We start from the raw sequence: 11,608 nt of genomic DNA on the forward strand, positions 1-11,608 counted from the left end.
TGAGGGTGAGGTGGATGGACGCGGGTGCGCCCGGAGAACGAAGCAACCAGCACGGCGAACCGCGCCGCAGTCTTGAAGGTCTCGACTGCCTGGGCATGCTGCCGGCAACGCCAGCGAACATGCGGGAAGCGTGCGGCAGGCGCGGGCGCCCGTCGTCCGGGAATCGGCAACCTGTCGCCACCACGTTCCATGAGAAGGAAAAGCCCCCGCATGGGGGGCACGCCCTTGAAAGCGTGGATTCGATGATGTGGCCTTCATTCGTCCGGCTGCCCCCTTGACTCTGGAGTTCGCTCCAAGGTTTATCCTGAAATCGTGACGGGGTAGCACGCATCCGCGTAGCTGCAACTCATCACGAACATCAACAGGAGCCTTGAAATGACTACCAAACGCAAAGTCGAGGTGTTCAGCGCCGGCTGCCCGGCCTGCACCGATGTTGAAACCCTTGTAAAGAGCCTGGCCTGCCCGTCGTGCGAAGTCGATATGCTCGACATGCGTGACATCGCCGTGGCACAGCGCGCGAAGACGCTCGGCGTGCGCTCGGTGCCGGCAGTGGCGATCGACGGCCGGCTTGCCGACTGCTGCGCCGGTCGCGGCATCGATGAAGCCAGCCTGCGCGCCGCCGGCCTTGGCCAGCCGTGATGTTGACCATCGGCAAGCTCGCCAAGGCGGGTGACATCAGCCCCGACGCGCTGCGCTATTACGAGCGCGAGGGGCTGCTCGCCCCGGCAAGCAAGACCGATAGCGGCTATCGCCTCTATGGCGAGGATGCGGTGCGCCGGGTGCGCTTCATCCAGCACGCCCAGGCTTGCGGCTTCACGCTCGCAGAGATTCGCGACCTGCTGCATCTGCGCCAGGCCGACGGCGCTTGCTGCGACGACGTGAAGAGCCGCGCCATCGAAAAGAAACTCCAGCTCGCCGCCAAGATTCGCGCCATCCAGAAGATGTCCGCCGCGCTCGACGTGCTGATCGCCGAGTGCGCTGGCGGTTCGCTGCCGGTCGATGACTGCCCGATCCTGGCGGCACTGGAAGCGGTCAGCTTTGAGGCGGAGCGCACATGAAGATCGAGCTGTTCTTTACTCCAGGTTGTGCCAAGTGCGCGGGGGCGACGACGGCGCTCAAGGCGGCGGCTGAAACGATGCCCGGTATCGAGTGGCGCGAGGTCAATGTCCTCGATGACCTCGACCGCGCGGTCGATCTGGGTGTACTGACGCTGCCCGCGCTCGCCGTGGACGGCGAATTGGTGTTCACCACGCTGCCGACCGTCGAACAGCTTGTGGCAGAACTGCGTCGGCGCGATGGGGAGCGTGGCGATGGAGCTTGAGACCCTACGCCAACTGTCCTCCCAAGGCGTGTGGGCCGCCAGCGGCATCAGCCTGCTGGCTGGGCTGCTCTTCAGCCTGAGCCCGCTGGCGATTGCCGCGCTGCCGGTGCCGCTCGCCTACGTGACGCGGGCGCGCGAGCCACGGGAGGCCATCCGTTACGGACTGGCTTTCATCGCGGGTCTGATCACTGCGCATGCCTTGCTGGGAACGGTGGCAGGACTCGGCGGCCAAGGGGTGCAGGCGCTGGCCGGGCGCTGGTGGGGGCTGCTGCTTGGCCCCTGGCTGATCATTCTGGGTCTGCTGTGGACCGGGTGGATCAAGTTGCCGTTGCCGGCGCTCGGCTTCAAGGCCAAGCGTGTCGCCAGCGGCTGGGGTGCGTTCGCGCTCGGCATCCCGTTCTCGGTCGCCGTCTGCCCCTCCTGCGCCCCGGCGCTCGTCGTGCTGCTGGGCGTGGCGGCGGGTAGCGGCTCGCCGCTGTTCGGCGCGGCGATGTTGACCAGTTTCGCCATCGGACGCGCGATTCCCCTGGCTCTGGCGGCGGCCGCGCTGGAGCGGATCGAGCATATGAAACCGCTCGGACGCTACCAAAGGACTTTCGAACTGGCCGGCAGCATCCTGCTGATGCTCACCGGCCTGTATCTGCTCAATGGCTGGTTCGCCTTTTTCCCCTGGCTCACCTGGTAGGGCGCGCCATGAAGACCGACCCCTCGCGGCTTCGGCAAAACACGGTCAGTTGGCTGACGCTGTTCGCCGCAAGCGGCACGCTGATCTGCTGCGCCCTGCCGATCCTGTTCGTCACGCTGGGCCTGGGTGCCGCCGTGGCGGCCGTCACCAGCGCCGTGCCGTTCCTGGTCACGCTGGCCCTGCACAAGACCTGGGCGTTCGCGGGCTCTGGGCTGATGCTGCTGGCCTCCGGCTGGCTGCTCTACCGGCCTGGTCGCGCCTGCCCGAGCGATCCCGAGCTGGGGCGCTTGTGCGAGCGCGCCCAGCGCTGGAACCGGCGGATTCATGGTGTCTCGGCCGCCATCTGGGGCATCGGCTTCTTCGCCGCCTATCTGGCGCTGCCGATCCGTATCTGGCTCGGGGTCTGAGCCTCCCATCCTCGAAGGAGATCATCGTCATGCAAAGACCCTATCTGAAACACCTGGCAGCAGCCTTGGCGCTTTGCCTGCCACTCATGGCCTTCGGCGCGGAGCGCCAGGTGGTGGACATTGCCGTCAAGGGCATGACCTGCCCGTTATGCGCCTATGGGTTGGAGAAGAGCCTCCGCAAGGCGGACGAAGTCGATCACGCGGCTGCGAGCCTGAAAGACCAGAACGTGCGTATTGAACTCAAGCCGGGCACGCAGCCCGACATCGCCCGCTACAAGCAGCTTATCCATGACGCCGGCTTTACGCCCGGCGAGGCGAAGGTATCCAGGGAAGAAACCAAATGAAGCCCCGGCCCGGATGCATCGCGACGGCGGCGCTGCTGTGCGCTGCGGCGGGGGCCGCCAACGCAGCGCCGCTGACCTTCAACACAGCCTTGCCCATCTCCAAGGACGAGTGGATTCTGCGCGAGCAGTTCGTCTACATGAAGAGCACCGACGATCCATCACCGATGAACCGCCGCATGGAGGTTTCCGGTCTGATGTCCGTGCTGGGCTACGGCGTCACCCGCGACTTTGCCGTGTTCGCGGTGCTGCCTTATGCAGACAAGCGGCTGTCGATGAACGTGGGCGGGGCGGACGCGACGCGCAGCCAGTCGGGCTTTGGCGATGCGATGTTCATGGGCCGCTACACGGCCTTTGAAGCCAACGCGACGGGGCATACCTTCCGCATCGCGCCGTTTCTCGGCGTCAAGGCGCCGACCGGGGATGACCACGCTTCCGACCGCCTTGGACGGCTGCCGCCGATGCTCCAGCCGGGTTCTGGCTCTTGGGACTGGCAAGGCGGCGCGGTGGCGTCGTTCCAATCCCTGGATTGGGGCTGGGACGTCCAGCTCGCCCATCAGCGCAACGGCGAGGCCAACAGCTTCCGCGCCGGCGCGGTCAGCCGCCTCGATCTGTCGGTCCAGCGCCGGCTGTGGCCCGGCACGTTGGGCGAAGGCGTCCCCAGCTTTCTCTACGGCGGGCTGGAGGCCAACCTGATTCATGTCGCCAAGGATCGGGTCAATGGGGCTGACGATCCGAACTCGGGCGGCACGACGCTGTTCCTGACGCCGACCGTGCAGTATGTGACCCGCAAATGGGTGGTCGAAGCGGGCATTCAGATACCGGTCTCGCAGCACCTGAACGGCAGCGCGCTGCGAAACGACTACATCCTGACCACCGGCTTCCGTCTCAATTTGGGTATCCGGATTATCTGGTTGCTATACGAAATTGAAAGGTGGGCGACAAGCAAAACTCACAACGGATTAACTGGTTGATAGGCCCTACATAACCACACTTGAAGCCATAGCCGCTTACTTGGCCGCCGTTGATAAAGCGAAGGAGAACCGGACTACCTGGTTCATGCTCGGGAAGCTGTGGAATTGGCCAGGACAAGAGGGGCCGGATGACTTGGGGGTGAAAGTCCCCTACGGACCCTGATAGCGGGAACCGTTAGCTGAACAGCAAGGGTGTTCGTCGTGAGGCGGAATCTGAAGGAAGCTGTAGGCAAACTCCTGGCCCGACGAACAGGAACCGCATATGAGGCAGCCACATCTGGGCGAGAGGGCCATGAAACTCGAAGCCCAATAGCTATCCAGAAGATGTGGAAGTAGATGCGGCGGGTAGATGGGAGGAAGGTCGCGCGTCTTACCCTGGGAGGCCTGTTCGCCTGCCACTGGCTACCGACACCGTGAGGTGTCGGGATGGGCGAACAGGAGTCAGCAGAGGCCATATTAGGCTCTCTAACCAAGAGCTGAAGGGCTGAACCTGTCACGAGTGGATAGTTGACCACTCTCTGATGTGTACGAGCAGAAGCCTCCCCGGAGGGCTCTCGATAACTGTATGGCGGGCCGGAAGCCCAAAGACTGTCGAAGCGCTCAGAGCACACAGGCGAGCGAATTCAGCGGAACGAAGCTCAGCCCGATAATGGGGGACAGGAACCGCCGTGGTACGGATCCGTTTGCCCGGTGGTGTGAGAGGACGGGGGAGGCGACTCCCCCTCCTACTCGATTCTGCCCCGCCCTGAATAGAGTTCATCTGAAGTTTCTGTGTACATAGCTATCTGGCAATAATCAATTCCTGAAAAAGGGGCGCACCGACGCGCACGTGGAGTCGTCTGGCAGTCTGTCGGGATTAGGTTGTTAGGTCTCTCATAGCCAGAAAACCCCGGTTGGAAACCGGGGCTATGACAGAGAGGGAATGCAAAGGCGAACTCGCCGCCGATCAGTTGGCCTTGGGTTGTTGATCAGAAATTAACGCTGATCCCCAGTGAAGCGGTGCGCGGCAGGTTCGCCATGGCGCCATCGGGCAAACGTGAGACAATTTGCCGTTCATCGAACAGGTTGTCCACTTTCAGGAAGACATCGGCACTGGCGGTCAGTGCGTAGCGGCTGATGAAATCGACCAGGAACAGGGACTCGGTCTCGTCCAGTTTCGTGGCGGTGTTGTTGCATCCCGCGCTGACACACATCTCATCGACGTAGGTGGCCACAAGGTAGTTGTCCCAGCCACTCGGGTGTTCCATGCCTGTCCGGAAGCTCATCTGGTTTTCAGGTACGTCCTTGAGCTGCTCGCCTTTTTTCAGGCCCGAAGCGGCATTGTCCTTGCTGATTTCCGCCTGGGTAAAGGTGTAGGTAAGGCTGATCGGAAGGTAGAACTCGCCTGCCCGGGTGCCGGTCTGGAGCTGGAACTCAACACCGGAAATTTCAGCCTCGCCGGTTACAAAACTGCCAGAGGTGGCGCCATTGCTGCACGGCGAGCCCACGGAACAGTTTTCGGCCTTGTTGGAGAAGTCGCTGTAGAAGCCGATCATTTCCGCGAAGAACGCATTGCCAAAGTACCGGAGGCCGGCCTCCCAGTTCTTGCTGGTTTCCGGCTCTTCGTTTGCCCTGGCACCACCCCCGAGAGGGGAGAAACCCCGGTGCACGCCACCCAGAACCTGCCAGCTTCGGGACAGGTCATAGGTAAAGGAAGCGCCAGGCAGGAGTTCGGCGCTGTCATTGGCGCGGGTGCTGTCGACGGTTGTGCGGCCGGGATCCGCGTATTGGGTGCGGCTGGTCTGTACATCCTCGTAGCGCAGGGCGAGGTTAACGCTGAGCTTGTCCGTCGCCTGCCAGGTGTCGAGGGCCCAGAAGCTCAGGGCTTCGCCGGTCTCAAAGCGATTATTGCTGCCCGTGGGGGCGACCGTGTTCTGGAACACCAGAGAGCCGTTGACCTGGTCATAAACATCGGCCGGCTGGAAGCGATCCATTTCATCTTCGTGGGCGCGGGCGCCGAAATCAAACTGGTGGCTGCCCATGTCGACATCAAAGTTTACCTGCACGCCCTGGGACAGGTAGTCCCTGGCGTTGTTTTTGTAATCCAGGCCGCTGGCGTCAACTGTGCCGTCCAGAATACCCTGGGCATTGGCGTCGCCGCGGTTGGCCTTGTCGATGATGCTTCCGCCATCGCTGAGCTTGAACCAGTTCCGCTTGAAGTCGTTGCGGTAGAGGGTAGCGGTGCTGCTTACGGTGTTACTCCAGTCGAACTGATGGGTCAGGCTGATACCGGAGTGGGTGTTGTTCATCTGGTCGATACTGGATAGCCCGTAGCGCCGGTTCGGGTCCTGGCTGAAGTCCGCATCGGTCAGGCCGAGGTAACTGGAGTTGGAGGTTTCCTCGGAGTATTGCAGCTTGGCGGTCACGCTCTGGCGCTCTCCCTGCCAGCGCAGCTTGCCGACGTAGTCCTCGATATCAAAGCCGGTATCGCGGCCGCTGCGGTCAATCTCCTTGAAGCCTTTCGCGGAGCGCTGGACGGTCTCAAGCAGGTAGCCCCAGTCGCCGGCCGTGTCACCATAGGTTGCGTGAACGTCGGTGGAGCCGCGGTCGTTGGTGACTGTCTCAACATAGCCCTGCCGCTGATCGGGAATGGGTGTGGAAATCAGGTTGATGACACCACCGGTGGTTTGCGGGCCATAGCGCAGCAGCGGGGCACCCTTGAGTACTTCCAGCGAGGACATGCGCTTCAGTGTCGGAAAATAATAGGCGGCCGGATTGGAGTAGGGCGCCGGTGCGATCAGAATGCCATCTTCCATCAGGGTAATATTACTGCTGCGCTCGGCCGTGGCGCCGCGGATGCCGATATTGGGGCGCAGGCCCAGGCCTTCTTCTTCCCGCACATAGACGCCCGGGACGGTTTTCAGCACCTGGTTGATGTCGGTCTCAACCTCGGTTTTCAACTGCGCCTCACCAACGACGTAGCCTGACCCTGGCAAGGTCTGGGCTGCGGACGCATCGCCAATGATTTCCAGGGCTTCAAGGGTCTGGGGCTGGTCATCGCCAGCGGCAGAGCCCAAGGCTGGGGCGAGGCTGATCGCCACAGCCAGTGATAGTTGGGAAGGTCTAAACATACGGTTGTTCTCCGTTATCATTTAAGTTTCTGGGTACAAGTGATAATCATTAGCATTACGTTGCGAAACTTTATGGCTTTGTAACTATTAAGTCAATTGCTAATCACGACGTCTCAGACCGCGAGCGTCTCATCATGGAAACCTGGACAGGGGCCTTCCCCCAGCTCCTGGCAGCCTATGAGCACAAGGAGCGGCTCTACCACATCTGGGGCTGTGCCACCCTGCGGGATGCTGAGAAGGCGTTGGCTGCCTGGGTTGACGGCATCCCGCAGGGGCAGAAGGAGGTCTGGAAGGATCTCGTTAGCGCCGTCAGTGGCTGGCGTGAGGAGGTGCTGACCTACTTCGAGACCGACATCCCAATCACCAACGCCTTCACGGAGTCGATCAACCGGCTGGCCAAGGACAAGAACCGCGATGGCCGGGGCTATTCATTCGAGGTGATGCGGGCCCGGATGCTCTACACCACCAAGCACAAGAAGAAGACGCCACAGACCAAGGAATCTCCGTTCCTGGGCAAGGCCACCATGACCTACAGCATGGGTCTCCCCGAGGCCGAGAAGAACTACGGCGTCGATCTATCAACCTTCTGGGAGGATTAAGGTTTTGGTGGATCAGAGGGGATCATCAACCACTTAATCCGGATACCCCTCAATTTCTAGCCGGCGCAGCAGGACAGCGCCTTCACGTCCTTCTTGAAGGTTTGCGCCGCCAGCTTCAGCCCCTCGACCATCGTGAGGTAGGGGAACAACTGGTCGGCCAGTTCTTCCACCGTCATCCGGGCACGGATCGCCAGCGCGGCCGCCTGGATCAGTTCGCCCGCCTCCGGCGCGACCGCCTGCACGCCGATCAGCCGGCGCGTGCCTTCCTCCATCACCAGCTTGATGAAACCGCGCGTGTCGAAGTTGGCGAGCGCGCGCGGTACGTTGTCGAGCGTGAGGGTGCGGTTGTCGGTCTCGATTCCCTTGAGGTGGGCCTCGGCTTCGGACAGCCCGACCGTGGCGACCTGCGGGTCGGTGAAGACCACGGCCGGCATCGCGGTCAGGTCGAGCGCCGCTTTGCCGCCGGTCATGTTGATCGCCGAACGGGTGCCGGCCGCCGCCGCCACATAGACGAACTGCGGCTGGTCGGTGCAGTCGCCGGCAGCGTAGATGTCCGGCGCGCTGGTGCGCATCGCCGCGTCGATGACGATGGCCCCCTGCTTGTTTACCGCCACGCCCGCCGCTGCCAGATTCATTGCCTGCGTATTCGGGCTGCGGCCGGTGGCGATCAGCAGCTTGTCGGCGGAGAGCTCGCCTTGCCCGGTCATGAGCACGAATCCGCCGTCCCGATAAGCCACCTGACTCGCCTGCGTATGTTCCAGCACCTTGATCCCTTCGGCGCGGAAGGCATCGGTGACGGCCGCACCGATGGCCGGGTCCTCACGGAAGAACAGCGTACTGCGCGCCAGGATCGTGACCCGGCTGCCCAGCCGGGCGAAAGCTTGCGCCAGTTCGACGGCCACCACCGACGAGCCGATCACTGCCAGCCGCTCAGGGAGCGTGTCGCTCGCCAGCGCCTCGGTCGAGGTCCAGTACGGCGTGTCCTTCAAGCCGGGGATCGGCGGGATCGCCGGACTCGCGCCGGTCGCGATCAGGCAGCGGTCGAAACTCACTTCGCGTGTGCCGCCGTCTGCAGTCGCCACGGTCAGCGTGCGCGCGTCCTTGAACCGGGCCTCGCCCGCCAGCCGCGTGATGGATGGATTGCCGTCCAGGATGCTTTCGTACTTGGCGCGGCGCAGTTCCTCGACGCGCGCTTGCTGCTGGGCAAGCAACCGCTCGCGCAGGATGGCCGGCGTTGCTGCCGCGATGCCGTCGTCGAACGGGCTCGCCGCGCGCAGATGAGCGATGTGCGCGGCGCGGATCATGATCTTGGACGGCACGCAGCCGACATTGACGCAGGTGCCGCCGAGGGTGCCGCGTTCGATGAGCGTCACCCGCGCGCCCTGCTCGACGGCCTTGAGCGCCGCGGCCATCGCCGCGCCGCCGCTGCCGATAACGGCGATATGCAGCTTGCCGTCGTCGTGGCCGGTCTTGTCCCCGCCGCCAACCCATTCGCGCACCTTGTCGAACAGCCCGCCACGCGGCGGCGCAGTCGGTGAATCAGCCAGCGCGGCCCGGTATCCGAGTCCGGCGACGGCAGCGAGCAGAGCTTTGGTCGAAGTCTCTGCGGTCATGGCCAGGGTTGCATTACCCTTGGCGTAGGACACCTCCACCGAACGCACGCCGGGCACCCGCTTCAGCGCTTCCTTGACGTGGGCCGCGCACGATTCGCAGGTCATGCCGGTGATTTGCAGTTGCGTCATGGTCTCATTCCTCTCGTGGCGACCGCTTCATCCGTGTTTCGCGGGGAGTTCGCAGCCGTCCGGCCCGCAGCGGCGGTTGGCCGGTGACACCAGATCCCAGATCGACACACCGACCATCAAGGCGATTCCCGTGTAGACCAGGGGCCGCATCCACGCGGTGCCAAGCAGCCAGACCGTGCCGACGATGACGATGGCTGGGCCGACCATGCCGAGCAGACTGCGGTGCCATTGCCGGTGGCGCAGCCAACCCAGCGCGTTCGCCACCAGCGCCAAGGCGGCGAACAGCGGTAGCAGTCTGGAGATGAACAGGCCTTCGTACTGCTGGAGGAAGCCCAGCCCGACAGCGGCCCCCAGGCTGGCGAGCGCCGGAAAGCAGGCCGCGCAGCCCATCGCGGAAACGAGGGTACCCAATGCCCCGGCCTTGTCGGCGATGCGCGCAATCGGTGTCATGGCGTCACTCCATGTTCAACGCTTGACGCTGGACGGATAGCCGGCGTTGGTGGTGGCCTCGGTCAGCTTCTGGATGGAAGTCTTGGCGTCGTCGAAGGTGACGACGGCCTCGCGTTTGTCGAAACTCACGTCAACCTGGCTGACGCCCCCGACCTTGGTGAGCGCCTTCTTCACCGTGATCGGGCAGGCGGCGCAGGTCATGCCGGGCACGGACAGCGTGACGGTCTGGACGGCGGCCCAGGCGGGCGTGGCAAGGGTGGCGGCCAGGGCCACGAGTGCGGCAAGTTTCTTCATGATGATCTCCTGTCAGTAGAACAGCGGAAGGACATAGGGAAAGGCGAGCGCGACCACCACCAGGACGGCCACGATCCAGAAAATAAGCTTGTAGGTCGTGCGAACCTGCGGAATCGCGCAGACCTCGCCCGGCTTGCAGGCATGGGCCGGCCGGAAGATGCGGCGCCAGGCGAAGAACAGCGCGACGAGCGCTGCACCGATGAAGATCGGCCGGTACGGTTCCAGCACGGTGAGGTTGCCGATCCAGGCGCCGGAAAAGCCGAGCGCGACCAGCACCAGCGGGCCGAGGCAGCAGGTCGAGGCGAGGATGGCGGCGAGGCCACCGGCGGCCAAGGCACCACGCCCGGATTGCGGTTCCGACATGAGGTTTCTCCTTTCGAGGTTTCGCTTGATGCTGTAACGTTACTTCCGTAGTTAACTACGGAGTCAAGCGCGATGAACACCGAACCGGATAGCCTGACCATCGGCGCCTTCGCCAAGGCGGCCGGGGTCAATGTCGAGACAATCCGCTTCTATCAGCTCAAGGGGCTACTGCCGACACCGGACCGGCCTTACGGCAGCATTCGCCGCTACAGCGGCGCTGATGTGGCGCGGGTGAAGTTCGTGAAAGCGGCGCAGCGGCTGGGCTTCAACCTGGACGAGATCGGGCAGCTTCTGAAACTGGAGGATGGCACCCATTGCAGCGAGGCGGCGGAACTGGCTGCCTTACGGCTGGACGACGTGCGCGCCAAGCTGTCCGACCTGAGCCGGATCGAGGCAGCCTTATCCAAGCTGGTCGGTGAGTGCCATGCGCACCAAGGCAATGTGTCCTGTCCGCTGATCGCCGCCCTGCATTGCCGATAGGTCATGGATTGGCCTGGGCGTCAGGGAAGCGCCATGGACTTCGGACATCTCGGGCAATCGTCTTCTGAAAGCGGCGGCCGCCACCGACTTCGATGAAAAGGAAGAGCCCCGACATGGGGGCTCGAATGGGTTGCGGGTTACTCGTCGTAGTAGAGCGTCAGCCCGTCCAGCACGGGCGCGTCGGCATCGAAGATCAGCAGGCGCACGTCGGCGAGGGCGGCCAGGTGGAGCACCTCGACGAGGGACTCCGGCATGCCTTTCCGGCGATGCTCTCGGCGCAACCGCTCGGCGGTGATGCCTTCGATCTGTTGCAGGCTTTCGTCCGTCCAGGGCGTGGCGATCAGCTTCACGCCGACCGCCGGGCTGTAGGGAATGCGGAAGGCAACGAACAGGAAACGGGTTGGCGTGTCGATGTCGGCCAGGTTGGCCAGATAGCGGCCGGCCTCCTCGGTGATGTGCGCCGAACTGATTTCCCAGGCACGGCTGTAGAAGCCGGTCTCGAAGCGCAGGCGCCGCACCACCTCGCGCGCGGCTTCCTCGGTATAGGTGTCGCCGACGTGCAGCGGCTGGCCCGCTTCTTCCGCCATCACGGCGTAGACCACGGTGCGGGCGGTGCCGTGGCTGGGGCACTGCGCATCCAGCTCGGGCGGCACGTTCTGGCCCTCGGTGATCAGCGCGAAGTCGTCGCAGAAGATGCAGGCATGGCGCTCGATCTGGCTGTCCGGCAGGTGCGACTGCGAGACGTGCAACGGCAGATAGCTCAGCGGGCAGTCGTCGTCGTAGGAAATCGCCAGCAGCCGTTGCACGGACAGGCCATCGTAGCCGCGGACGAAGGGGTTGTT

At 63.6% G+C, this 11,608-nt stretch carries 14 protein-coding genes and 1 pseudogene; 9 read left to right on the forward strand and 6 right to left on the reverse strand.

Annotated elements, in window-relative coordinates:
- The first annotated feature begins 375 nt into the window (after positions 1-375).
- From C8D93_RS19865 to C8D93_RS19895, 7 genes are read left to right on the forward strand one after another with little or no spacing between them, the layout of a single operon-like run.
- Positions 376-639, forward strand: coding sequence for a thioredoxin family protein (locus C8D93_RS19865; protein ID WP_031688145.1), 264 nt, complete (start codon positions 376-378; stop codon positions 637-639).
- Positions 639-1,058, forward strand: a complete 420-nt coding sequence (locus C8D93_RS19870; RefSeq protein ID WP_031688146.1) for a heavy metal-responsive transcriptional regulator — start codon at positions 639-641, stop codon at positions 1,056-1,058. The genes C8D93_RS19865 and C8D93_RS19870 overlap by 1 nt, the downstream gene beginning before the upstream one ends.
- The gene (locus tag C8D93_RS19875) at positions 1,055-1,321 is read left to right on the forward strand and encodes a thioredoxin family protein (RefSeq protein ID WP_031688147.1); all 267 of its coding nucleotides are present in this window, start codon (positions 1,055-1,057) and stop codon (positions 1,319-1,321) included. Before C8D93_RS19870 ends, C8D93_RS19875 begins: the two co-directional genes overlap by 4 nt.
- Entirely contained in the window at positions 1,311-2,006 is a 696-nt protein-coding gene (locus tag C8D93_RS19880) for a cytochrome c biogenesis CcdA family protein (protein WP_049950744.1), read from the forward strand. The genes C8D93_RS19875 and C8D93_RS19880 overlap by 11 nt, the downstream gene beginning before the upstream one ends.
- A gap of 8 nt (positions 2,007-2,014) precedes the next feature.
- Positions 2,015-2,413 (forward strand): hypothetical protein, encoded by a 399-nt coding sequence (locus tag C8D93_RS19885; RefSeq protein WP_031688149.1) that lies wholly within the window; start codon positions 2,015-2,017, stop codon positions 2,411-2,413.
- A 29-nt stretch (positions 2,414-2,442) separates the two neighbouring features.
- Positions 2,443-2,757: a heavy-metal-associated domain-containing protein gene (locus C8D93_RS19890; protein WP_110267000.1), complete on the forward strand. Its 315-nt coding sequence runs from the start codon at positions 2,443-2,445 to the stop codon at positions 2,755-2,757.
- Positions 2,754-3,728: a transporter gene (locus C8D93_RS19895; protein ID WP_211307442.1), complete on the forward strand. Its 975-nt coding sequence runs from the start codon at positions 2,754-2,756 to the stop codon at positions 3,726-3,728. Before C8D93_RS19890 ends, C8D93_RS19895 begins: the two co-directional genes overlap by 4 nt.
- Before the next feature lie 968 nt (positions 3,729-4,696).
- On the opposite strand, the gene C8D93_RS19905 is transcribed toward C8D93_RS19895, so the two are convergent.
- The gene (locus C8D93_RS19905; RefSeq protein WP_110267010.1) at positions 4,697-6,838 is read right to left on the reverse strand and encodes a TonB-dependent receptor family protein; all 2,142 of its coding nucleotides are present in this window, start codon (positions 6,836-6,838) and stop codon (positions 4,697-4,699) included.
- A 104-nt stretch (positions 6,839-6,942) separates the two neighbouring features.
- Between C8D93_RS19905 and C8D93_RS19910 the strand changes: the two are divergent.
- Positions 6,943-7,437 (forward strand): annotated as a pseudogene (locus C8D93_RS19910) (ISL3 family transposase); the annotation flags it as partial.
- Positions 7,438-7,493: 56 nt separating this feature from the next.
- Here the strand turns inward: C8D93_RS19910 and merA are convergent.
- The 4 genes from merA to merT are packed head-to-tail and all read right to left on the reverse strand — an operon-like array spanning position 7,494 to position 10,286.
- Positions 7,494-9,179: a mercury(II) reductase gene (gene merA, locus C8D93_RS19915; RefSeq protein ID WP_031688152.1), complete on the reverse strand. Its 1,686-nt coding sequence runs from the start codon at positions 9,177-9,179 to the stop codon at positions 7,494-7,496.
- A 27-nt stretch (positions 9,180-9,206) separates the two neighbouring features.
- Positions 9,207-9,629: an organomercurial transporter MerC gene (gene merC / locus C8D93_RS19920; protein ID WP_110267002.1), complete on the reverse strand. Its 423-nt coding sequence runs from the start codon at positions 9,627-9,629 to the stop codon at positions 9,207-9,209.
- Between the two features lie 15 nt (positions 9,630-9,644).
- Entirely contained in the window at positions 9,645-9,923 is a 279-nt protein-coding gene (gene merP, locus C8D93_RS19925) for a mercury resistance system periplasmic binding protein MerP (RefSeq protein ID WP_110267004.1), read from the reverse strand.
- Between the two features lie 12 nt (positions 9,924-9,935).
- Positions 9,936-10,286 (reverse strand): mercuric ion transporter MerT, encoded by a 351-nt coding sequence (gene merT / locus C8D93_RS19930; protein ID WP_110267006.1) that lies wholly within the window; start codon positions 10,284-10,286, stop codon positions 9,936-9,938.
- Between the two features lie 72 nt (positions 10,287-10,358).
- On the opposite strand from merT, the gene merR reads away from it, so the two are divergent.
- On the forward strand, positions 10,359-10,766 hold the full coding sequence (gene merR / locus C8D93_RS19935) for a mercury resistance transcriptional regulator MerR (RefSeq protein WP_110267007.1): 408 nt from the start codon (positions 10,359-10,361) through the stop codon (positions 10,764-10,766).
- Between the two features lie 137 nt (positions 10,767-10,903).
- Here merR and C8D93_RS19940 read toward each other — a convergent pair.
- Positions 10,904-11,608 (reverse strand): DUF5983 family protein (locus C8D93_RS19940; protein WP_110267008.1); only part of this gene is annotated, 705 nt, incomplete at its 5' end.

This window comes from Sinimarinibacterium flocculans (assembly GCF_003201205.1).
Lineage (GTDB): Bacteria > Pseudomonadota > Gammaproteobacteria > Nevskiales > Nevskiaceae > Solimonas > Solimonas flocculans.